Below are 23,064 nucleotides of genomic sequence, written 5' to 3' on the forward strand. Positions count from 1 at the left end.
TTTAAGATGGAACAAAACCCAGGAAGATTTCAGCTGAGATCCAGGACTGATTGCATGGTATTTGACCCTCATAATTTACACTAATATAATAGGAAACTTCATCTGAGGGATAAAGTTTCAGTGATATCTGCGTTCCATTTGTTATTGTATATGTTCTGGATTGATTGCATTGTTTGATCTGGTGGGTCAGGGTGATCTCCATGTTGCACGTTGAAGTAAAGTACATTGTGAAATTTCCGGATAGGTTGAATGGATTGCAGATACCCAGAAAATAGTTGTAATCTTCACCATAGCAGCAATATTCCTGCCAGTAATTTTGGCTTATTGTCAATGTTCCAGTGTATCCTAGAGATGCATTGTTGTTTGGCGTGTAGTTCTCCAAGTTATTGCAGTTGTTTTGTGATAACTGGCATATCTCAACATATTTATGGTCGACTGTGGTTTTTAAATTTACTGAAGACTGTATCATAACGTCAGCACTGGCTAATGGAAGTGAGACTATGACTGCAAACAGAAAAACAGCCACCAGCAGACGTATGAAGATTCTCATCCAGAGACAACCAATCCTTTAATTTTATCTTTACAATTGATAGTATTAAAAAAGGATTTAAAGATATATGGACTAATAATACATATTGCCAATTCTCTTGATTTTATAAGCCGCCTTTTAAAATTTTCTTTGATTCTACAAGACTTGTTTCATCCGTTCTTAAAACCTTGCGAATTGTTATGCACCAGTTTCATTCCCAGCATAAGCAGTCTCAGTCCAACCTGCTTCAGGCATGCCAGGTGCATAACTGTTCCTGTCGCAGTCCAGATCACTGTTATCGCATCTAAATATCTTTCAGGCAGGGTGCCTTAATTTGCCACTGCATGCATGAAATTGGGATGGAGTTCCTCTCTTTTTCAATTATATTGTTTTTCTTTCCCACTTGTATTCAATTATTTTCTAAAATCCACTATATGGACCTCTGTTCATGTATTCCAGAATTTCTTTCCTCTATTATTGCCTTTTTTATTATTTTCAGATCCTTAAATACAAAATATATATGGAGGTTATTGCTAACCAGTTTTTCCCATGCCATGTGCATTGCATCCTCCATACTGTTTCTCTCCCTTTTTTTTGCCTTTTTGAGTTTTCTGTATCTCTTCTCAGGATTTCTCAGCTGTTTCTGCAATTTCTCTCTCCTGTGAAAGAAGTCTTTCTGTATCCTTGCAACGGATGATCTGCATACAGGATTGACGTGATCCTTTGCATAGTCATGTTAAGAATTTACTGCCTCAAGTATGATCTTCATCTTATGCCATCCTAGGCCGTATAGACTTGCGAAGAGGGATTTGATTATGGATATGAGATGTTTCGTGAGGATCTCATTGGCTGATAATATCTCCTGGTTGTCAATCTCCACAATTTCAGTGATTTCTCACCCGGGTGATGATTGTGCCAGCTTTTCTATTTGCCTTTAAAGGTCTTCCTTCTGCCCATTGGATGAAACTCTTGCATATATGCAGCTGATCCTACCCTTCTTAATGCCAAGTATTCTGTTGATCTCACTTTCGGGTATCCTGAGAAAATTGTTCTGCATTCTAACACACCTGATCTTTCCTTCTCTGTCCCATGTTCTCAGTGTTGTAAGATGGATCTGCAATATCATGCATCTCTCATGGTGTAGAGTTTCTCCACAGACAATAATAGGGTATTATGGTATTACTTAACAATAATATCCTTTAACAATTCAAGCCCTCTAACTTTTTTTTTGGTTTTCGAGTATCTGAAACATTTACAAGTTTCCTATCAGTACTGTCTATCACCATTGGTATACCCTTAAAGAAATCCAGTGTTTCCTTACACATATTCAGGGCAAGTTTAGCATCATCAACCTGCCCTTTCAAGAGACCTAACTCAAAATCCTTCTTTTTAACGGAGAGATTGCAAAGTTCAAGTTCTTCCTCCTTCTTTTGAAGAAATTGAACTCTTTCTTCCATATCCTTGATCTGGTTTTTCAGAAGAGTATTGGCTTCCTCTATTTCCATAGAACGAGATGCTTCAATCTCCAGTTCAGAGTTCCGTTCAGTGAATTGTTTCAATTCAATCTCCTGTTTTTCAATTTTTTCCAGAAGATCTGCATTTTCCTGTTTCATGTTTTCAAGCTGCGAAACAACTTCACTCAAGGATTCAAGCTGCTTTTCAAGTTCTTGATTCTTTTGGACCACTGACTTGAGTTTTTCAAGAAGTGTTTTGTTTTCGCTCCTTTCAACATCTCTAGTGGACTCAAAAGATTCTAGTTTTTCTTTGAGGATGCCCATCTCATTTGTCTTCTCAATATTCTTTTTCTTAAGTGTATCATTTTCTGCCTTGAGCATCCTTACCTGATTGTCGTAGGACAGGTTTGCACTCCTTAATTTATCTATCTCTGTCTTAAGTTCCTGAAAATAGTCATTTTTAGAAATGTTTCTTCCATCATCGGTTTTCATATGGTAATACTTAACGAGTCTATTTATTTAAAAACTCCTATTATTGTTTGTTTATCCCGACTTCATATACAAAATAAACTGAATCGTTAACTTGACTTTATAAAATAATTTGGTATTGAAATATACTTATTCTTTCATAAGGCCCTTTAGGATATCATCAATTTTCTGATCCTCTGGGCTTTTTGCTTCCTTCTCCTTTTCTGTTTTCTGTCCCCCTGATTCACCTGACAGTTTTTCAAGTATAGAATCCACGCTTTCAGGATTTATTTCCCCTCTCTGATAGACGGCAGTAGAGATCTGGTCAAGCTGTCCGCTAAGTCTCTCCTGTATCTGGTCAGATGCAGTTACAATTCTATCTATGCTGGTCTGCATTTGGGCCATCTGTTTTTCTGAGAGCTGGCTTTTAACAAGGTCTTCGGAACCCTGTTTAAGCGATGCCCATATATCCTTTGTTGTTTTTGAAAACTGGAGGTTAAGATCTATATTTTCCAGGAACAGTTTATAATCCTTAAGGCCTTTAATGGCACTTTCAAGAGACATTATATTGTTTCCAAATAACTTGGCCTTTGGTAAATTATTATCCTTGATGGCAATTTTGGCGTTCTGTATATTTGAATCCCTGTTTCTCTCATACTGCCTTATAGCTCTGTCGATATCAGATTTCCACTTGCTGATTCTTGACCTTCTTTCTATAAGTTTTTCCTCTTCACTCTTTCCAAATTTTATTGAGACCATAAGAACTAAATTAACATACAAATCTGACTTTTAAATGTTTTCTTTTGTGAGGTTAAGAGGTATAAATAGTCAAGAACAGACTTTAGAAAAAAGAATAATCTAAACCTTTCACTGCAGTTATGATTTGTATTCTTGATATCTCGTAATTATTTTTGGATCAATAGAAGGCTTTACCTGCATAAGCACTGCAATAATATCATCCGTGTTGACCTGCCGCTTATTTCCGCTTTTAACAGCATCCATAAAAACATTCTGGGTTGCCTTCTTGCAGACGAATTCAATATCAGCACCGCTGTATCCTTTGCTGATCCTTGAAAGCTGGTCATAGTCGATATCTCCAATCTGTTTCACCTTGGAAAGGTTCAACTGGAATATCTTCTTCCTCCCGTTTTCATCAGGCGGTGGAACGTAAATCTTTACATCAAATCTTCCCGGCCTCAAAATTGCGTCATCTATCTCCCATGGGTTGTTTGTGGCTGCAATGATGAATATATTCTTTCCTTTCTGTGCATTTATGCCACCCACTTCTGTCAGGAGCTGAGAAACGCCTCTTCTTACCACATCGGTCTTTGTCCCTTCCCTCTTTGGGACTAGAGTATCTATTTCATCAAAGAATATTATCGAAGGCGAAAGCTCGTAAGCCGCCTTGAAAAGTGCACTTATATTCTTCTCAAATTTACCAAACCATTCGCTGTATAGGGATGAAGGATTCACATTTATGAACATGGCCTTGACTTCATTTGCAATGGCTTTAACAATGTGAGTTTTTCCAGTGCCTGGTGGACCATAAAGGAGCATGCCGCCTCCGAACTGTACGTTATATTCTTCCGAAAGTTCCTTGTTTCTCATGGGATATATGATCTTGGCCATTATCTCATTCTTTACATCTTCTAGGCCGGCAACATCGTTGAATGTAATATTTGGTATCATTGGTCGTTCAAGCCCTATCTCCTCCAGGATTTTCTCTCCTGCATTCTGGTTCTTGTTTTCCATTACCGGTTCAGCATTACCCTTTACGTTCCGGTAGGCTTTCATTATTGCTTCGCTCTGCTTAATACGTTTCTGCCTTGTTTCACCTTCTGACTTCTCAATGACTTTCAGCATTGCGTTGTACGCCTTGAGATAATATATCTGCGATTTGTCCTTTTCACCCATGGCTTCGTATTTGATTGCAATCTCCAATATTTTTTTAACCTGTTCCAGTTCCCGGTCTGTATCATATTTTTCCATTTTTTTACCTCAATCTGATTTTAACCGTTATGTCTTATATACAACAGTACCCTTAGAATATAGTTTGTATTTCTTATGCTTAACCACCAGTGTGTTTAGTTCAAGCCTCACACTGTATTCTTCAGGAAAAAGAGCATATTCCTTCAATATTTCCCAGTTTTTTGCTGATATAAAAAGAAAATCAAAGTCTTCCTTACCTGGAAAGTAAATAGTATCAATCTTCATGCCAATAAGACTTTCAAGTTTAGGAACAGCGATTTCAGTGGCTCTGTCTCTCTCCAGACATGGCGATATATCAGTTAAACGCCCGCTTGCTATTGACCCGGATACTGCATTGTATGTGAAGCCTATTACTTTCTTGGGGATTGATAGATATGTCTTGGAAGCCAGTTTATGGCTTAAATCGGAATCCAGATGATGGATCACTCCGTCTATGATTAAGGTCATGCTAGGTTGAATAACGTAATCAAGGATCACTCATAAATCTTATTATTCCCCTCTATTTTTTAAAAACCAATCATAGAGAGTTGAATGTCAAAAAGTAAGATTTCTTCTAACCTGAATGTCAAAAGCTGTTTATCCTTTCCACAAACCCACTGCCAAACCGACTATGAATAATACTATAAGCAGGGAAAAGGATCCGGCTGTACCTATGGCCAATGAATTTGTTATTATTGATATATGACTGACCAGGTAAGATATAATCTTTGAAATTATACCCGAGAAAGATATCTTTGGAATGAATGAAAATCCCACATAGGCAGCAAGGAAGAAAGCAACGAAAAGCAAAACAAAAGATACCACTCCTTTTTTAATTGCGAGCCCGAAGAATAACCCATCCACAAATGCAAGGATTATGACAATAATACCGTTTACATCCATTATTAATAATCATTATGATGAAGTATAAAAATATTGTTATATGGCAGACAGTTGTATCTGTACCTGCTATTTTTTTGTATTCTAAAACTGCCTGTGACTTTTGTTGTGCCTCCAATATGTTTATAGATGATTTCAACACTCACTCAAAAAGGTATTTAGCAATGTCGCGAATATAAATCGTGGAAAAAAACTATAAAGACTCAAAAGATTACCACACAATAAAAACCGTGAGCGCATAATAAAAATTAGGGGTCAATGAATGCGCTTGCGCATGTAGTATATAGATTTCAAGGTGATCAGATGGTATTGGCAAAAAGGGTTGTAATACTCGGAGATGGAAGTGCGGGCATAACTTTTGCGAACAAACTCAGAAAAGTTACTGTTCCCGGCGAGATCGAAATAACAATAATAGGAAATTCGCAGAGGCATTTTTACAAGGCGGATGGGCTCTTTGTCTCATTCGGCCTGAAGAATTATAGAGGAAGTCTTAAAAATTCCAAGTTTCTCCTTAATGGTGGTGTGGATTATCTCAGAGATGAAGCAGAAAAAATAAATTATGAAGACCGGGTGGTACATCTCAAATCTGGAAAGACCTTCGTCTATGATTATCTCATAGTTGCCACAGGCAACAGATTGGCACCTGAGGAGATGCCAGGTTATGAAGGAGAGGCAAAACATTTCTTTGATCTGAATAAATCCATGGAGCTAAAAATGGCGCTTGACACAACATCATCAGGAAACGTTCTTATTGCACAACCTAAAGGCCCCTTGCAGTATTCACCTTCGCTGGTGGAATTTGCATTGCTTTTGAATGGGCACCTGGAGCAGAGAGGTATAAGGGATAAAGTGTCCATTACATATACAACGCCGGAAGAGAATGTATCTGAGGTATCTGCAATTTCCAGCTTTGCAGAAGAGGCGTTTGAGAAATGTAATATAGAATACGCTACTGGTTTTGCACCAAAGTCGATTAACTCTAAAAACAAGGAGATAGTGTCTGAAAATGGAGATTCCAAGAAATATTCGCTGCTTGTAATGCCACCTCCACATCGTGGACAGAAATTCATTGAGGAATCTGGAATGGCCGGAGACTTCGGGTATATGGATGTGGATAAGAGGAGACTCAACTATGGGAAATTCGATGATATATTTGCCATAGGGGACACTGCCAATCTTCCAGTTGTTAAAACAGGATCAGGAGCCCATTATCAGGCAACATACCTGGCATCAAGGATTGCCCATGAGGTTGTAGGGGGCCTGTACGATTTTGAATATGATGGAAAATTATCTTTAACCACTCTGGCTGGAATAGATAAGGCATTTACCGTGCACTCTTCCTATGAGAAAATACCCAATACAACCATTCCCAATAAATCCGATTTCCTACTGAAGTATACATCTTCTGATACATACTTTTCAAGCCTTGTCAGAGGAGTTTTGTGAGGTGAATAATATGGTAGATAAGATAAAGACTGTTGAAACCAAGGAAAATCACGAGGATGAAGATGATATCGAGCCTTTAATAGAAGGACTGATGGAAAACAAGGATTCACTTCTTAAAGTGGTAGATTTAATGAAGAGAGCTTCTGATGCAGGTTTTATAGATATTGTAGAAAATATGACATCTGATTATATGCCTGCTGACATAGAGTATATAATGAACCTTTTCACCTCCAAGGAATTTACCATTGGCCTCATAAAATCTGTGAATGTTTTCTCCAGCCTTATCCATGCACTTTCCAGTGATAAATCAGGAGATGCGGTAAAGGCAGTTATGTTTAACACAGACAGTATAATGGACGCAATGGTGACGGGGGCAAAGAACCCTGAAAGTTTCTCTATTTTCAAACTATTGGCATTAATGAAAGACCCTGAAATTTCATCTGGACTTACTGCTGTTATGAATGCATTAAAGGCACTTGGTAAAGCACTGCGAACAGTTCAGGATCAAGAGAAAGATTGAGGGGGCGTATTAAGAATGGAAGTGTCTTTTAAACTTGATGCCACCCAGGGCTTTCAGACAACAACACTGGATAAAGATTCTATCTACTTCAAAAATTCAATATCAGGGCAGGAAAAACACTATAGCCCCACAGAGATGCTGCTTCTTGCAATGGGCACCTGCTCCAGTGATGATGTGGTTTCCATCCTTAAAAAGATGAGAATTAATCCCGACAGCTATAATGTAACTGTTTATGGCGAGAGGAATGATGAACATCCAAAAATATTAAAATTTGTTAACATAACTTATGATATAAATGGAAAAGTGGACCCATTAAAAGTTAAAAAGGCCATAAATCTCTCTCTTACCAAATACTGCAGTGTTTCAATAATTGTTAACCGCGGTGGTGCAGACCTCAGGTATACACTCATAGTAAACGGAGAAAAGATAGAGGACCGTGTAAAGCCTGAACTGGTTGATGAATAACCTTATGGAGTTTTTAGACCGTTACCCGTTATAACCAGAAGGCTCTTCTTATTTCTTTTTAAATTTCTGAAGGCTGCAAAAACAGTTGCCGAACTATATTCAGCGTAGACTCCTGATAATGCCATATCATCTCTTGCCTTAATTATTTCAGGATCACTGACAGTTACGCACTTCCCGTATTTTTCAATAGCTTCCGCCATTGGCTTTAAAAGAAGTGGCCTTTTTGAAACCAGAGCATCTGCTATTGAGACTTTGTCTGGCTGATCAACAAATGGTATCTTTTGAACCTCAGAATATAGAGGTGATACCAGTTCAGTCTGGACTGCAACGATCTCTGGAACCTCTTTAATCTCACATGATTCCACCAGATGTTCCAATCCTGAAACTAGCCCAAGCAGAAGAGTTCCGGCAGATACCGGAACAAATATTCTTTCCGGCATATGTTCCGACTGCATAAATATCTCATAGGCGAGTGTCCTTATTCCGTCCCTGAATTCTGGGTTGAGGACATGGCTTGCATAAAAACCATGAGCATTTTCTGCCGATTTCTGCACATCCTCTCGAGTTCCTTTGACCATTATTATATTGGCTCCGTAGCTTTTGATCTGATTAACCTTGGATTGCATTGTTTTACTGGGGACAAAGATGTTAACGTCAAAACCAGCTTTTCTGCCATAGGCAGCCATTGAAGAACCGGCATTTCCTGATGAATCCTCGTTTATTTTCGTGATGCCCCTCACCGGAAGAACGTCTTTCAAATAGGATACGAGAGATCTGGATCCCCTATCTTTATAAGAGAAGGTGGGTGAGAAATAGTCCAACTTAAGAGAAAATCCATCAAGGTTTAAAATTGGAGTCTCAACTTCCCCAAGGCTTATAAAATCTGATATATAGGGATAGTTTTCCTTTATGGAAGTTCTGAACTTAAAATCCGGTTTCAGTGTAAAAAAGGATCCACAGTTTGAGCAAATGTTTTCTATGCCCTTCCTGCTACTCCCACAATTATAACAGATTCCTTTCATATTAAAAAAAATTGGAATCAGAGGCCAGCGTAATAGGCCTCATCGTATGGTTCTGGCTTGAGACCCTTTCTTTCCCGTATCTTTGCCACGATATCCCTCTGCATTTCAGTTGGTACTTTCTGGTATCCACTGTTTTCAGAACTCCACAGAACCTTACCGCCAGTTGCTCCCCTTATTGCTGATGCAAATCCGAACATACCGGCAACAGGAACATTTGCTATGACAACTATGTCCTCCCCTTCCTGGTTCATTTCCTCAACCACTCCTCTTCTCTGCTGGATTTCGTTTGTGACTGAACCCAGGACCTCCTGAGGAGCATTAATGTAAACTTTTTGAATTGGTTCCATGAGTATTCTCCTTCCCTGACACATTGCACCGTATATTGAGTTTCTTCCAGCAGGTATAACCTGAGCCGGCCCTCTGTGAATACTGTCCTCATGCAGTTTAGCGTCAACAAGTCTTACCTTTAGACCGCTTACTCTTTCGTTTGCCAGAGGTCCACGGCGCATAACTTCTCCAAATGCCTCAATGAGCAGCTCCATTGTTTCATCCAGATACTGAATACCCTTGGTAACATCAACCATAATGTTATTTCCATCAACAGCCTCAAGGCCTCTCGCCTCTTCCCTCGTAAGTGATGTTGTTGCCAGTAGTTCCAGTAATGCCTTTTTGTCCTTGAATTTTGAACCCTGTGGTATCTTTCCATCCTTTATGAGCTGAAGTACGCTGTCATCAAGAGGTTCAACCTCGAAATAGAACCTGTTATGCTTGTTTGGTGATTTTCCTTCAAAAGGCCCGCCTTTTCTGTCCACAGTCTCCCTGTAAACCACCAGAGGTTCTGAAGTTTGGACTTCAACTTTGTAGTCATTCTTGATTCTGTAGAGTGTAACTTCAAGGTGAAGTTCTCCCATACCAGAAATTAGATGTTCTCCGGTTTCCTGATTAATATCTATCTGTATGGATGGATCTGCCTTTGAAACACTTCTCAAAACATCTATAAGTTTTGGAAGATCCGATGTATGTTTTGCTTCAATTGCAAGTGTCACAACTGGATCTGTATAATGCTGCATGGGTTCAAACGGATCCATATCTGGAATTGATGACACAGTGGAACCGGCTATGGCGGCTTTTAGGCCTACCACCGCAGCAATATTTCCTGCAGCCATCTCGTCAACCGATATTCTATCAGGTCCAACCATCATGGAAAGCAGCTGCACCTTGTATTTTGTGTTTCCTGCAAGAGAAACATACAGTTCGCTTCCTTTCCTCAAAACTCCACTGAAAACTCTACCAACTGCAATTTCACCGGCATGAGGATCAACGATGATCTTGGTGATCATCATACTTACAGGTCCGTCGTATGAACAGTTCGCCATTGCTTTTCCAATTGGAGATTCTATATCTCCCTTCCATATCTGAGGTATTCTGTATTTCTGGGCCTCCTTTGGATTCGGAAGGTGTTTTATAACCATATCCAGTATAATTTTATGAAGCTGTGCTTTCTTGGCCAGTTCTTTCTGCTTTCCCTCCCTGACCATGTCCACGATATCCTTGAATGTTATTTTGTATGTAGCCATTGCTGGTACTGATATAGCCCAGTTATGATATGCCGATCCAAAAGCCACTCTTCCATCCTGAACATTTACCTGCCATGAATCCCTGAATTCCGGTGGAGAATATTTTCCAAGAAGCCTGTTAACATCAGTGATAATTTTCAGAAATCTCTTCTGCATTTCATCTCCGTTGAGTTTAAGTTCATTTATTAACCTGTCAACTTTGTTTATGAACAGTACGGGCTTCACCCTTTCTCTTAGGGCTTGCCGTATTACAGTCTCAGTCTGAGGCATTACACCTTCGACCGCATCAACAACGATAATGGCTCCGTCCACAGCTCTCATTGCCCTTGTTACGTCTCCGCCAAAGTCCACATGCCCTGGAGTATCGATCAGGTTGATAAGATATTCATTGTCCCCGAAACCGTGAACCATTGAAGCAGTTGCTGCGTTAATCGTTATTCCCCTAGCCTGCTCCTGTTCGTCAAAGTCCAGCATCAGCTGTTTGCCGGCCAGTTCTTCACTCATCATTCCAGCTCCGGCTATGAGATTATCACTTAATGTTGTTTTACCATGATCAATATGAGCCGCTATTCCCATATTCCTTATTTTTTCAGGTTTTTCAATAAGTTTTGTTGCTTTTTCGATATTATCTTCCTTTCGCCCCATAAATTCACCTTTAAATTTTAATAGTTTAGGTATTAAAAACAATTATTTAACAATGATTTTAAAAAATTTGTTAACTCTTTATCTGGATCTCTATCTGAACTCCATCTGGTATTGGGATTCTCATTAACTGCCTTAGTGTTCGCTCATCTGCGTCCACATCTATGAGTCGTTTGTGAACCCTCATTTCCCATCTGTCCCATGTTGGTGATCCCTCTCCATCAGGACTCTTCCTTACTGGTACTACTAGCCTCTTGGTAGGGAGAGGTACAGGACCGTGGACCTCTACGCCTGTTCTCTTAGCTATCCCCTTTATTTCGTCGCATACTACGTCGACTATTTTGTGTTCAGTGCCGCTCAATGAGATCCTTGCCCTGTATGATGCCATGTCTTCACCTTATTTTGTTTCTATATCAATACATTGACCGGCGGCAACGGTTTGTCCCATATCCCTTATTGCGAATCTTCCAAGTTGAGAAAATTCAGACACCTTCTCAATCACAAAAGGACGATCAGGGACGATCTTAACTATTGCGATATCTCCTGTCTTTATAAAGTCAGGTTTTTCCTTAAGTGTTGTTCCATCCTTTGGATTGAGTGTCTTTACTATCTCATCAAATCTGCACGCAATCTGTGTTGTATGCACATGGAATACCGGCTTGTAACCTGGAGCTATTACGCTGGGGTGATTCAGAACAACTATCTGTGCAGTAAATGACTTGGCAACTGTTGGCGGTGAGGTTACTGGGCCACATACATCCCCTCTTTTTATGTCATTCTTTGCAATTCCCCTTACGTTGAAACCAATGTTGTCTCCTGGTTCAGCGGTTGGCATATTTTCGTGATGCATTTCAATTGTCTTTACTTCACCTTGCTTGTCAGCTGGAAGGAATATTACCTTGTCACCAACTTTTACGACACCAGTTTCTACTCTTCCAACTGGAACTGTTCCAATACCAGTAATGGAGTAAACGTCCTGTACAGGTATTCTGAGCGGTTTGCTGGTTGGTTTTTCTGGAGTTTTCAGTTCATCAAGTGCCTGTATTAGTGTTGGTCCATTGAACCACTTAAGATTCTCTGATTTCTTGAGAATATTGTCTCCTTTGTAACCGCTAATCGGTATAATGGGAACGTTCTTGTACCCTATTGAGGCAAGAAGTTTTTCAACATCTTTCTTAACTGCTTCATATCTTTCCTGGCTGAATGGGGGCTGAGTTGCGTCCATTTTGTTTATGAGTACGATCAGCTGCTGAACACCAAGTGTCCTTGACAGAAAAGCATGTTCTCTTGTCTGTGCCATTACACCATCGCCATCTCTTGCTGATACAACAAGCATTGCTGCATCGGCCTGGCTTGTACCTGTAATCATGTTCTTTACGAAGTCTCTGTGCCCTGGTGCGTCTATGAGGGTGAAGTAATATTTGTCAGTCTCAAATTTTCTGTGAGCCAGATCAATTGTAACTCCCCTTTCCCTCTCTTCCTTGAATCTATCCATAACCCATGCGAACTCAAAAGTTGCTTTCCCTTTCTCTTCTGCCTGCTTTTTGAATTCCTCTATAATATGGGCTGGAATTTCTCCGTGCTCAAAGAGAAGTCTTCCTACAAGTGTTGACTTTCCATGATCGACATGCCCTATCGTAACCAAGTTCATGTGTGGTTTCTGTTGTGCCATTTATCTTCACCTAATATTCTTTTTTCTTCGCGTTAATGCCAAAGATTTATTTAAACTAAATCCTCTTTATTGCTTAGAAGGGAAATACATTGCAAAGTATATATGTTTTGGTAGTCGACGGAAAGCAATAATAAACCTTGTTAAAACCTTCTCACGGTTCTTCTGAAGTTTTAGTCAGAAATATTAACTGTCTGTGGATAAACGATTTATACTTCTTAGAAATCAAATATCATGGATACCGATAAAAAAATATTGTTTGCGCTTACCATTTCTGCCGTAGTTACAGCTGTCTTTGGCTACCTTGTGGTAATTCATCCGTTTTGACTTAAATGATGGTGTTTAAATGGATTTTATTGAGGAACTAAAGACACTGAAGACCCAAGTCCTTATAAGTGATTCATTCAAAATTCCGGAACATTTTGATAATATAGTGATTTCCGGTATGGGTGGATCAGGAATAGTTGGGAAGCTGTTTTCCGAACTATACCACCTAAAACCCGTAATATGTCTTGACGATTATGACATACCTGATTTTGTTGGAAAAAATACTGTGTTTATAGGAATAAGCTATTCTGGTAATACAGAGGAGGCCATTTCATGCACTAAGCAGGCTCTGAAAAAGGGGGCACATGTGTTCGTAATCACAAGCGGTGGTGATCTCTCCAAGCTGAGTAATGAAAGGATCGTGATCCCATCCGGATTGCAGCCGAGATCTGCCATAGGATACATGCTTATGCCGCTTCTCAACACTTTTCTAAATATTGACGCTGAAAAAAGGAATAGCATTTCAAATTTAATTAACGGGGTTGATCTACATCATGAAGAAGCTTCCCAACTTGGAAAAGAAATTGCCAATGAAAAGAAGATACCTGTAATTTATGGGTTTTCGCCATTTAGGTATGTGGCTTACAGGTGGAAGACACAGTTCAATGAGAATTCAAAATTAATGGCAATAAACAATTATTTCCCTGAACTTAATCACAACGATACAATGTCTCTCAGGGATACCTATCTGAAGGAGACCTTTTTCTTTATTACATTCGGCGGTTCTTCCGGAAAAATAAGCAGAAGAATAGATGCAACAGAGAAGGTCACATCAACGACATTCCATAAAGTTGAGCCTCTGGGGATTGATGACATAGAGAAAATGTTTTACCTTATTCATTTCGGGGATTATATTTCACTTGAAACTGCTATGATAAGAAATATGGACCCACGAGACGTAAGTTCAATTGAGCACCTAAAAAGCCTCATAAGATAAACTTTCAACTTATAATTTGAGATGAACCAGGGGGAAGTATTGATTCTATTTCCTCAACTCCAATTCCAAGGATCTTTGATATCTCCCTGGCTATGACGTTTCTCTTTACATCTCCAGGTGTTATTCTGACAATATTTTTACCTTCTTCCTTCCTGATCACACCTGTCGGGGCAATCTCCGGAATATCATTTCCTTTGTAATTTATGGTTGAGACTTCGAGATCAAGTGGAAGGTCGAATATATAATTCCTTTTTCCCCTGATGACCCAGGAACCAGTAGATATAAATTCTCCAGATTCGGGGGTTTTGCTTACCTGTAGTGGAGTGACCCAGTATGCAGAACCTGACCTCATACCTGCGGCCCATGCCCTTGAAAAGCTAAGTGCAAATGCACATGCCTCATTGAGAGATTTTTCGCTTGGTTTAACCCCATTTTCGGCTTTTACAATGGTGCTTGGTGCCCCGTGTATGTCTGCATGAACATAATAATCGTTATCACCCATGTGTTTTTTTACGACTTTTTCGTTGGATTTTGCGTCTTTTCCACCTATTACTAGAAATCCATCTGATGTTATGAACCAGTGATAGATTTCAAACCACTGTTTGCTTCTGGCTTTCTTTTTCTCGACTTTTTTAACGTTCATCATTTTCTGTGTTTCCTGTATAGCTGTAAGCGCGCCTTCAATCTTCGATCTGTATTCCTTTGACCTGTCAAAATGATAGCTTGAGTTCTCACCAGGAGATTTGTTGTAAAATAGCTCAACCCGATCACCGCCGAGGTCTATTTGGACTATTTTCTTTGCCGGATCTGCAAGATCTATGTCCATCCCTTCCATCTTCAAAGGAAACTTGAGGGCTTTTTCCTTCTCATATCTCCTTATCCTACTGAGGAGATTGTTTATTAGAGGCATATTGGAGATAATTATCTTGCCCTTGTTATTCTCATCTTCCATTATCTTCCTGAATTCCTCTATACTCCTCTGCTGTGATTCAATCCTCCTCTCCAGAGGACTCTTTTCCCTGTCCAGAGGCTTGAAATTTAATATATAATGAGAAAGGCCTTTGTTGAAGTTCTCAAAAACAATAGGGACTTCTGAAACTATGCTTTTCATTTCAACAGGAGAAAAAAGCCGTTTTTCAGAGTAAATATAAGATTTATTCAGAGTGCTTTCCCGCATAAGTGATCTTATGCCCTCAAGGATTTTATCGGTCTGAACTTTTTCAAACGGAGGCATTGCACTTTTCTCCATCCCAATTCTTGATATGAGTTCCTCCGAGTATTCTCCACCAAGATTCATTCTCGTGGCTAGAGTCTGCACCAGGGAAGCTTTGCTCTGGTTCAGCACTCCCCAGACCTCCTCATCTGACATACTGGAAGGATCGTTCTGTGAAGGCGGTATGTATATTTCGCCGACTTTCAATTTTCTATTTCTCCATTCCCTGGGGCTGAGTACAAATTCAATCTTCCCGGAATTGGTAACGATCAGGTTACCTTCTCTGAAAAGTTCAAATATAATCTCCTGCCCTGTATGCATAGTTAGTTTTACGACCCTGTCAAAATTCAACTGTTCCACATTTACTATTCTCCTCTCTGACAGCGATTTCCTCAATACCATTGTAACCTGTGATGGAGTTTCCGGCCTTTCTGGATCGTAGAATGCTATGACTCTAGACAGATCCACATAAAATGGAAATTTACCCTCACCCTGTCCATAAAGATTGAACAGGAATATTTTGGGAGAGACCTGATATATCTTTTTAATGAAAGACCCCTTTATTTTGTCCATATTTATGTTTATGAAAGCATGTATGTCAAGTGAAGAAAATTTATCAATCATGTCCAGTCGACCAATGAATGCAAACAAACGTTAAAAATTTGTTATGCCATGACAGTGATATATCATATGTCTGAACCTGAATTAAAAAAAGATGACTGTGGATTTAAGGTTATGGGAAATCTAGATAAAGAAAAAGTTGTTTTTTTGATCACACCGGAGATTTATATTGAACAGTTTCAAAGAATACGGTTCAAAGATAAAGTTGGAGAATGGGGATATGACGCAGTTTTCTGTGCTGTCTCTAATGAAGAAACTCAAAGGATAAGAACTATGGAGTTTGATGATCTAAATATGGTTTTGGGCAAAATCTATAGTGAAATGACCTTGTTTAATAAATCGCCTGAGATTACACTAATTGCACTTGATGAACTGGCAGTCATCTCTTTAATGATCTACTTAAAGAATTACAATATCTCGAAAATAATATTGCTGAATCCTGTTTTCTTTCCTGAAATTGCTGTCAAGCTTTCAAAAGTAGAAATACCCACGTTTATTCTCTATTCTGGAAATTCTAAAACGCCTTCTGCCCTTTCGTCAAGAAAATATCATGATCTTATTGCCGGGTCCAGCCTGCATAACATGGCCGGTACCTCCAGAGAAGACATGCTGGCAAGGAAAACACAATTTTTTAGTCATTTGAAAACATTTCTTGGAGATGATCAGGAAGGTACATGAGATAAAACTTCAACTTAGATATCGTGACATCGACAGTCTGGGTCATGTTAATAATGCTGTTTTCCTGAGCTATTTCGAAATTGGCAGAATTGGACTTTTCAGGTTGAACTCTGATGATTACAGAGTAGATTCTATTAATTTTGTTATTGCTCACATGGAGATTGATTTCTTAAAGACACTGCACCTGTTTGACGATGTTATACTTAGAACCAGAATAGTAAAAGTAGGTAGAACTAGCTTTACATTTGACCACATTATATTATCAGAACAGGGCAAAGACGTTTATTGCCATGGGACTGCAGTGGCAGTGGCGATGAAGGATGGCAGCAAAGTGCCAGTTCCACAGTTCATAAAAGATCTCCTTGCAGACTGAAAATGGATTTTAATCAATCCCTTAATCTCAAGATTTAGTTAATGAAACATATGATTCGAGGAATTGTGACATATTTATACTTCGGTGAGAGTATAAGGAATAAAGCCCCATCCCGCGGGGATTATTGGTGAGATGGCGTATAGCGCAAGATGAAGAGAGGCGCTCAGGTATATATTTTTCCTGATGTAATAAAGTGCACCATAGACCAGGCCTATACCAAATGTATCAAATATAAATAGAGGCAGATATATTCCTGGGTAGGAATAGGGCTCCATAATTGGAACGGAGAGATAAAATAGGGCAAACAGAACAGCCTGAAATATTGTTGCCTTTCTTAACCCCGTGAACTTGCCTATGTACCTTGCGATTATAAACCTGAAGTTTATTTCTTCAAGGATTACGGGGTAATACGATATTTCCAGAACATATGGGGGATACTGATGCAGAATGGGGTAAATAAAAAGCCAAACTACCATTACTGAGAAGAAAATAATCATGTCTTTAGAGGCAAGCGATTTAACCGCATTCTCTCTCAGTATCCTTATTTTTGAAATAAGAATTACGAAGATGACCGGGGCTATACCCATATAGAGATAGAAGAAAATGTCTGCGAAAGCGGAGAGACTCAAGTAAAAAAAAGAGAAAATAATGATCTGCATTGTAACAAATAAAAAAGCTTCATGCAGATTCTGTTTTTCCATAAAGCTTTCTCCCAACTGAATCACTAAAAGTTATATTCGTTCCAAACCACATAAAAGGCAGAGATACTGCCCATGTTATTATGCTGAAAATAACCTGCTGTTCAAGTCCAAATTCCTCCCATATAGTAATGCCTGCCACTATGGAAATATAAAATATGATTATGGAAAACATACTGAACATCATTGCAACAAATTCGTAAAAAATTCTTCTATTTACAAGCTTTAGAGAATAATAAGTGAGTCCTGTTAGTAATCCAGCCAATATTGAAGATATACTCATTAATGAAAAAGTTACTGGATTTATGTAAGCAGATGCTGTAAAATACGGGACGTACCAAATAAACATAAAAATTATGGAAGCGGGAATTCCCACATATTTGAACAGAAATGAGTATTTTTCAATTTTAGGTTTGAAGATGAAATTTAAGATAATTACCAGAAAAACCCCTTCAATAAACATTCCCATATTAATCCAGCTATAAAAGTAAAGGACTTTCTCAAGATGCAAGGCTATTCCAATAGTTTCAACTATGGGCATTCCTAGAAGTATGATTATGCCCCCCAGCAAAACTTTCACATTTCCTGCTTTGGGCCACATACTCTCAAGAATTTTATTCTGTTTGCCGCGGTTGAAATAATAATTTAGAAGAATGTTTGTCAGGAGTGCGAAGAGAATACTTTCAACAATTAGTGGAATGATTGCGAATGTTAGTAGGAATGCCACAAAAGTTGGATAAAATATTGTTAGGCTTTCACACTGACAGCTCAAAGCTGATACTAATCCTGAAGCTGTGCTGCTGATGAGATTCTGCTTCTCCCTTCCGGCAAATGAAAAAATTAGAAAATAGTTTTCTGTAAGCAGGGCTGAAAGCACTGTAAAAAGGAAAAATGTTGCACCACTTATAGAAACAACTAAAAGGCGATCATAAATCACTATTCCCTGATAAAATAAGAAGGGTGTTCCAATAGGCGATATATCGTCATATATTGAAGAGAATGTAATACCTACATAGGCCGGTACATTCCCCATCCTTATGAGATCTGCAAGCAGGTATATCAAAGAGAATATAGCTAAGAAGGCTATCAACTTCTTATAATCACGGCTTAGGTATTCTTTGCTGTTTTTCATAATTTCCAGAAGAGCCAGGAATGAAAAAACCGGAAAAACAAGCAGGTATGTGTAGAAGAATGTGATCATTATGAGGAAAATGGTCAGCAATATAGAGGTAAAAAGGAAATACTTTCTTAATAAAGGAAAATGGTTGATGAACACCGCAATTCCAGGAAAAATAAAGAAAAGAGAAGCCATTATAATGAATTCGTCCGTAACGAGATATGAAACGTGGAGTATGTTAAACTTAATTGACAGAATAAAATAAAGAGAGGTAGATACGTAATAAAAAGCAATGTATTTTATATTATTCTTCTCCATAGGCGTACTCACACAACGTTAACAAAAAATAGAGCTATTAACAGAAGAAGAAGGTAAATATTGGAAAAATGAAAAGCTTTTTTAAAATATGTCTTTGCGTAATTGTGAGTGAAAGGTTGTAGAACTGAGTAGAGAAGATAAGCATCCAGAACTATTGCAAGAACGTAATAAGGCAGCCCTACCTTTATCTCCCGGAAGAAAAAGGGAAGTATGCTCAAAGAAACCAGTACAACTGTATTGACAAGAATCCAGAATGCCCCTCTCTTTATTCCTATCTTTGATGGGAGCATTGGTATCCCTGCAGCAGTGTAGTCATCAACATTATTTGTTGCCAGAGTCCAGAAATGTGTGGGTGTCCACATGAATACCAGAGACGCTATGAATATTGATGTAATAGTGATATTTCCAAAAATGGCTGTGCTACCTGCCAGTGCTGGAAAGCTTCCTGCAATGCCACCAATAACAATATTCCAACTGGTTCTCCTTTTCAGTAACATTGTATATAGGGCTACATAACTTACAAATCCCGCGAATATGAATATTGTGCTTATAACATTTATGAAAACAATGCCTATGATAAGGGCTGCAAGAAGCATAAACCCTGAGATTTCTGATATAGTTTTAAAATTTTTACTGTTGATAATTGATTCCCTGCTGGAGGTACGTTTCATCTTCTTGTCGATATCCATATCATAGACGTTATTGAAAATAGACGCAGACATTGAAGCCAGTGTACCGGCTAAGAGGAGTGGGATTAAAAGAATAAAATGATTTAAACTAGATTTAACAGAAAGAAAGCCGGCAACCGCAACCATATCAACTAAAAAAGTTATTTCAAACTTGGAAATTTTTAAAAATTCATTGATCTTCAAAGTTTTCACCGGTAATGTAATTGATTGGTATAATTATTAGAGGAATCAAATGCAACAGCAACACCCTTCGGCGAAGTTTTCACCTCTAGTGTAATTGATTGAAAGTGGGATTGTAGACGAGTATTTGAAATTAAATGAGTGTAGTGAATTAAAACAATTTTGAGGTACCGGGGAATTGTTTAGCTGGTGAAATTGTATGCTTGTACCAGACGATGTTGCATTTACAATTATAAGACCGTACATGGTTGTGGGATGCACAGTGCACCAGTATGTGTATACGCCGGCTGTATTAAATGGAAATTTACCTGATGCAGTATGGCCCGGAACCTGTGTTAGCTGTGATGTTGTGATGGCTGTATATGATTTACTGGTAATTTCATATGAAGTTGGATTCTTCTTTATCAAACCGGGATTTGCTATCAAACTGGAACCCATTGTTGAAGATGCTGAACCATCATAACCAATGGTGAGAGTGTGAGGAAGATCATCCTCTTCAGTTACATTGAAGTATACAAGCGTCCCTACCTTGAAATAGAATGTTGGGTTGACTGTGCCGTTGTCAAAGTTGTATGATCCAACGGGGAAATCCCAGCCATTTGCATCCGCCCCAAGATTCACATATGCCACGTACTTATGGCTGAAATTTGTTGGGGTTATACCTTCTATAGTTGGAGCAGAAAGTATATATGTCATTCCTAGAGCAATTACTACAATTATTACCAATGCCAATGTTACTCCGCCTTTATTTCCTTCCATTTTTATTCACCACCATTAGCTGCCTGACTCTCAGATTCCGCAGGGACTGCACTGGATACTGCAGCTGGAATATCCTCCACAGTTTCAAATGCATTGTTTGTATCTGTGACTGGTTTTTTAAACCAGCTGGTAGCAATGTTGTAAAGAAAGACCAACTGACCGATTCCTATTATCACACCACCAAGGATAGCACTGTCCTGATATGGTTGGAAAAATGGGAAATATCCCGCAACAGCCCTTGGCATCCCTAGGAAACCTCCTAAGGACCATGCAAATGACATCAAGAAAGACCCAAAAGCAGTTATATAAAAGTGCCATTTTGCAAGCCTTTCGTTATAAACTCTGCCTCCTGAAAGTGTCGGATACAACATATAGAATGCTGCCATTGTCACTCCCAAAGTCATACCTACAAATATAAAGTGAAAATGACCAGTGACGAAATAAGTGCCATGGGCTATTTCATTGAAACTGTCATTTGCCAGCATTACACCTTCTACTCCGCCTATAACGAAGTCAAATATTGAATTGATTACAAATAGCATTGGGGTTGAAAGCCTTATTTTACCTGCAGTCCATAGCGTTGCAATCCAGTTGAATACAGATATGGCAGACGGTATAACCACCACAAAGGAAGTTGTCGTGAAGAATAGAACCCAATCAACACCCAGACCTGAATTTAAGAGGTGATGCCCCCATACAAGTTCACTGAATATAAGCAGAGTACCCATACCTATTATTGCAGAAGAATAACTGTAAACCTTACCTCCCGTGAATTTTTGAATGATCTCATACATAAGTCCAAAGAATGGCAGTACAGCTATATACACAATAGGGTGACCCCAGAACCAAAAGAGGATTGCGAAATTCAGTACTGTATTGGAAGATGCAGTGAAAAAGACCGGGTTGAAGAAATCATAGAACAGCATCCCCAGTCCAACCATCAATGGTGGATCTGACGATACAATCATTATGAGCGTAAATACTATTGACCATGCAAATATAGGCATCTTGGATAGAGGCATATCATCAGCCCTGTCCAGAAATATAATTTTGAGGACCACTATAGATGCCAGTGTTATACCAACGAATATAAACTCCATGGCAATAATTGCAAGCCAATTAGCCATACCTGCACCATAAGGCGTGAGTTGAAGGGCCAGTGGGGGGTACATATACCACCTCATTGATGATCTGGATACCACAAAAAGTGCTCCTCCCAGCAACCAGATCCAGTAAGCCACAGATGACAGTGTACCCATGTTGTCTTTTTTAAGTTTCAGATATGACGGCAATAGATAGTAAGCAAAGCCGAATGAAACCCCAATTGCAAACATGTATATCATAAGGGTTGCATGCTGTGTGAGGAATATATCATAAAGGACAGGACTTATAACAACAGGATTTGGGTCTACCAGACTTACCCGCATCATTACACCAAATGAACCTGCTAGGAAAAGAAATGCTATACCTGTAAAGAGGTACCTCAAACCAATGCTTTTTGCATCGTCGTACAAGAAAATAGAAAAGTCTGCTTTCCTTTTTCTTCCATAAAGCTTATCCCTTACATATTCGGATGGGTCAGAATATCCCTCTTCCTTAGCTGCATCTTCTACTGCCTCTTTTCTTGAAGATATAAGATAGTAAATGTAAAAAGTAAGGACCCCTAGGATGGTTAAGATTATCATTACTTCAAGTACATAATGAGTTGCGCCCTGGACAACTCCTGGAAGGGCTGAATAGGAAAATGGCATAAATGACATTTAGCTCGCCCCTCCATTTGTGACATCTATATAACCTCTCATTTCATAGTGTTCGAATCCGCAGTACTCAACGCATTCAAAGTAATAATAGCCTAACTTGGTAGGTTTGAATGAAACCTGGTTCTCGTGACCTGGAACCGCATATGACTGAACCCCAAATTCCGGTATTAATAAATCATGAATAACATCTTTCGAAGTTACCTCAAAAGTATAATTATGGTTAACTATCAATGGCAGAGCACCACTATGTGAATTCCCAGAATTGAAATAGGTTTTGTTTCCTATCTGGAATTCCCAAACCCATTGTGAACCAGTGACATTTATAATTGTTGAATTTGCAGGTACCGTTTGAAGATCAGTTGGTTGTGCTATGTTTGAAGTGTGTGAGTCAATAAAAGCTATATTCACAACTGCTGATACAATCAGAATTGCTGCAACACCCAACAGCCACATTACTTCTGTTTTCCCTTTTGGACTCATCTGTAATCCTCCCACTTATGTGTCTTATCACCTTTTTTGTAGACAGGGTAGAACAACATACTTATTGTAAAAACGGTGACAGCTATTCCAGTAGCCATGTAAGGTGCCAATATTTTTTCTGCCTGTACACCAGGATCCCCAGCAAAAAACCCCGCCATTAGAAAGGATAACAGGAAATATGAAGCAACCCCAACTATAACACCAACTATCAATAAACTGACCACAACTCTTTGGTCATTTTTCATAACAAGGTA

General features: G+C 38.9%; 27 protein-coding genes. 6 read left to right on the forward strand and 21 right to left on the reverse strand.

Going from position 1 to position 23,064, the window contains the following annotated elements:
• Position 1 precedes the first annotated feature (1 nt).
• The 9 genes from OXIME_RS04925 to OXIME_RS04965 form a co-directional block, all read right to left on the reverse strand.
• Positions 2-550, reverse strand: coding sequence for a hypothetical protein (locus OXIME_RS04925; RefSeq protein ID WP_393970741.1), 549 nt, complete (start codon positions 548-550; stop codon positions 2-4).
• 149 nt (positions 551-699) lie between these two features.
• A complete protein-coding gene (locus OXIME_RS04930; protein ID WP_393970742.1) occupies positions 700-822 on the reverse strand; it encodes a hypothetical protein in 123 nt (40 codons plus the stop codon).
• A 137-nt stretch (positions 823-959) separates the two neighbouring features.
• A complete protein-coding gene (locus OXIME_RS04935; protein WP_393970743.1) occupies positions 960-1,178 on the reverse strand; it encodes a hypothetical protein in 219 nt (72 codons plus the stop codon).
• 285 nt (positions 1,179-1,463) lie between these two features.
• Complete coding sequence (locus OXIME_RS04940) at positions 1,464-1,649, reverse strand: hypothetical protein (protein ID WP_393970744.1); 186 nt, start codon at positions 1,647-1,649, stop codon at positions 1,464-1,466.
• Positions 1,650-1,728: 79 nt separating this feature from the next.
• Positions 1,729-2,475 carry a hypothetical protein gene (locus OXIME_RS04945; protein WP_393970745.1) on the reverse strand — a complete coding sequence of 249 codons (747 nt, stop codon included), beginning with the start codon at positions 2,473-2,475 and terminating at the stop codon, positions 1,729-1,731.
• Between the two features lie 126 nt (positions 2,476-2,601).
• Complete coding sequence (locus tag OXIME_RS04950; RefSeq protein ID WP_393970746.1) at positions 2,602-3,210, reverse strand: Snf7 family protein; 609 nt, start codon at positions 3,208-3,210, stop codon at positions 2,602-2,604.
• Between the two features lie 117 nt (positions 3,211-3,327).
• Positions 3,328-4,440, reverse strand: a complete 1,113-nt coding sequence (locus tag OXIME_RS04955) for an ATP-binding protein (RefSeq protein ID WP_393970747.1) — start codon at positions 4,438-4,440, stop codon at positions 3,328-3,330.
• Between the two features lie 27 nt (positions 4,441-4,467).
• The gene (locus tag OXIME_RS04960; RefSeq protein ID WP_393970748.1) at positions 4,468-4,917 is read right to left on the reverse strand and encodes a hypothetical protein; all 450 of its coding nucleotides are present in this window, start codon (positions 4,915-4,917) and stop codon (positions 4,468-4,470) included.
• Between the two features lie 99 nt (positions 4,918-5,016).
• Positions 5,017-5,322 (reverse strand): hypothetical protein, encoded by a 306-nt coding sequence (locus tag OXIME_RS04965; protein ID WP_393970749.1) that lies wholly within the window; start codon positions 5,320-5,322, stop codon positions 5,017-5,019.
• A gap of 300 nt (positions 5,323-5,622) precedes the next feature.
• On the opposite strand from OXIME_RS04965, the gene OXIME_RS04970 reads away from it, so the two are divergent.
• Genes OXIME_RS04970 through OXIME_RS04980 form a run of 3 tightly spaced genes read left to right on the forward strand, consistent with a single transcriptional unit; the run spans position 5,623 to position 7,750 of the window.
• A complete protein-coding gene (locus OXIME_RS04970; RefSeq protein WP_393970750.1) occupies positions 5,623-6,765 on the forward strand; it encodes an NAD(P)/FAD-dependent oxidoreductase in 1,143 nt (380 codons plus the stop codon).
• Between the two features lie 10 nt (positions 6,766-6,775).
• Complete coding sequence (locus tag OXIME_RS04975; protein WP_393970751.1) at positions 6,776-7,285, forward strand: DUF1641 domain-containing protein; 510 nt, start codon at positions 6,776-6,778, stop codon at positions 7,283-7,285.
• Positions 7,286-7,300: 15 nt separating this feature from the next.
• Positions 7,301-7,750 (forward strand): OsmC family protein, encoded by a 450-nt coding sequence (locus tag OXIME_RS04980; protein ID WP_393970752.1) that lies wholly within the window; start codon positions 7,301-7,303, stop codon positions 7,748-7,750.
• A 2-nt stretch (positions 7,751-7,752) separates the two neighbouring features.
• Here the strand turns inward: OXIME_RS04980 and OXIME_RS04985 are convergent, their stop codons facing one another.
• The 4 genes from OXIME_RS04985 to tuf form a co-directional block, all read right to left on the reverse strand.
• The gene (locus OXIME_RS04985) at positions 7,753-8,772 is read right to left on the reverse strand and encodes a pyridoxal-phosphate dependent enzyme (RefSeq protein WP_393970753.1); all 1,020 of its coding nucleotides are present in this window, start codon (positions 8,770-8,772) and stop codon (positions 7,753-7,755) included.
• A gap of 17 nt (positions 8,773-8,789) precedes the next feature.
• Positions 8,790-10,994: an elongation factor EF-2 gene (locus OXIME_RS04990; protein ID WP_393970754.1), complete on the reverse strand. Its 2,205-nt coding sequence runs from the start codon at positions 10,992-10,994 to the stop codon at positions 8,790-8,792.
• Between the two features lie 70 nt (positions 10,995-11,064).
• Complete coding sequence (rpsJ, locus tag OXIME_RS04995) at positions 11,065-11,379, reverse strand: 30S ribosomal protein S10 (protein ID WP_393970755.1); 315 nt, start codon at positions 11,377-11,379, stop codon at positions 11,065-11,067.
• A 9-nt stretch (positions 11,380-11,388) separates the two neighbouring features.
• On the reverse strand, positions 11,389-12,663 hold the full coding sequence (gene tuf / locus OXIME_RS05000; protein WP_393970756.1) for a translation elongation factor EF-1 subunit alpha: 1,275 nt from the start codon (positions 12,661-12,663) through the stop codon (positions 11,389-11,391).
• 343 nt (positions 12,664-13,006) lie between these two features.
• Here tuf and OXIME_RS05005 point away from each other — a divergent pair, with 343 nt between their 5' ends.
• Positions 13,007-13,924: a bifunctional phosphoglucose/phosphomannose isomerase gene (locus tag OXIME_RS05005; protein ID WP_393970757.1), complete on the forward strand. Its 918-nt coding sequence runs from the start codon at positions 13,007-13,009 to the stop codon at positions 13,922-13,924.
• Between the two features lie 4 nt (positions 13,925-13,928).
• Here the strand turns inward: OXIME_RS05005 and rqcH are convergent, their stop codons facing one another.
• A complete protein-coding gene (gene rqcH, locus OXIME_RS05010) occupies positions 13,929-15,761 on the reverse strand; it encodes a ribosome rescue protein RqcH (RefSeq protein WP_393970758.1) in 1,833 nt (610 codons plus the stop codon).
• A 66-nt stretch (positions 15,762-15,827) separates the two neighbouring features.
• Between rqcH and OXIME_RS05015 the strand changes: the two genes are divergently transcribed.
• Both OXIME_RS05015 and OXIME_RS05020 read left to right on the forward strand, forming a co-directional pair.
• Positions 15,828-16,436: a hypothetical protein gene (locus OXIME_RS05015; RefSeq protein WP_393970759.1), complete on the forward strand. Its 609-nt coding sequence runs from the start codon at positions 15,828-15,830 to the stop codon at positions 16,434-16,436.
• Positions 16,417-16,809 (forward strand): acyl-CoA thioesterase, encoded by a 393-nt coding sequence (locus OXIME_RS05020; RefSeq protein ID WP_393970760.1) that lies wholly within the window; start codon positions 16,417-16,419, stop codon positions 16,807-16,809. Before OXIME_RS05015 ends, OXIME_RS05020 begins: the two co-directional genes overlap by 20 nt.
• Before the next feature lie 74 nt (positions 16,810-16,883).
• On the opposite strand, the gene OXIME_RS05025 is transcribed toward OXIME_RS05020, so the two are convergent.
• From OXIME_RS05025 to OXIME_RS05055, 7 genes are read right to left on the reverse strand one after another with little or no spacing between them, the layout of a single operon-like run.
• Positions 16,884-17,510 (reverse strand): CPBP family intramembrane glutamic endopeptidase, encoded by a 627-nt coding sequence (locus OXIME_RS05025; RefSeq protein ID WP_393970761.1) that lies wholly within the window; start codon positions 17,508-17,510, stop codon positions 16,884-16,886.
• Entirely contained in the window at positions 17,488-18,942 is a 1,455-nt protein-coding gene (locus OXIME_RS05030; protein ID WP_393970762.1) for a hypothetical protein, read from the reverse strand. Before OXIME_RS05030 ends, OXIME_RS05025 begins: the two co-directional genes overlap by 23 nt.
• Positions 18,943-18,950: 8 nt before the next feature.
• Positions 18,951-19,814, reverse strand: coding sequence for a heme o synthase (gene cyoE / locus OXIME_RS05035; RefSeq protein ID WP_393970763.1), 864 nt, complete (start codon positions 19,812-19,814; stop codon positions 18,951-18,953).
• 45 nt (positions 19,815-19,859) lie between these two features.
• Positions 19,860-20,570, reverse strand: coding sequence for a hypothetical protein (locus OXIME_RS05040; RefSeq protein WP_393970764.1), 711 nt, complete (start codon positions 20,568-20,570; stop codon positions 19,860-19,862).
• A gap of 2 nt (positions 20,571-20,572) precedes the next feature.
• Complete coding sequence (locus OXIME_RS05045; protein ID WP_393970765.1) at positions 20,573-22,330, reverse strand: cbb3-type cytochrome c oxidase subunit I; 1,758 nt, start codon at positions 22,328-22,330, stop codon at positions 20,573-20,575.
• Positions 22,331-22,810 (reverse strand): hypothetical protein, encoded by a 480-nt coding sequence (locus OXIME_RS05050; RefSeq protein WP_393970766.1) that lies wholly within the window; start codon positions 22,808-22,810, stop codon positions 22,331-22,333.
• Entirely contained in the window at positions 22,807-23,055 is a 249-nt protein-coding gene (locus OXIME_RS05055; RefSeq protein WP_393970767.1) for a hypothetical protein, read from the reverse strand. Before OXIME_RS05055 ends, OXIME_RS05050 begins: the two co-directional genes overlap by 4 nt.
• Positions 23,056-23,064: the final 9 nt, after the last annotated feature.

Source organism: Oxyplasma meridianum, from assembly GCF_038024865.1.
GTDB classification, from domain to species: domain Archaea; phylum Thermoplasmatota; class Thermoplasmata; order Thermoplasmatales; family Thermoplasmataceae; genus Oxyplasma; species Oxyplasma meridianum.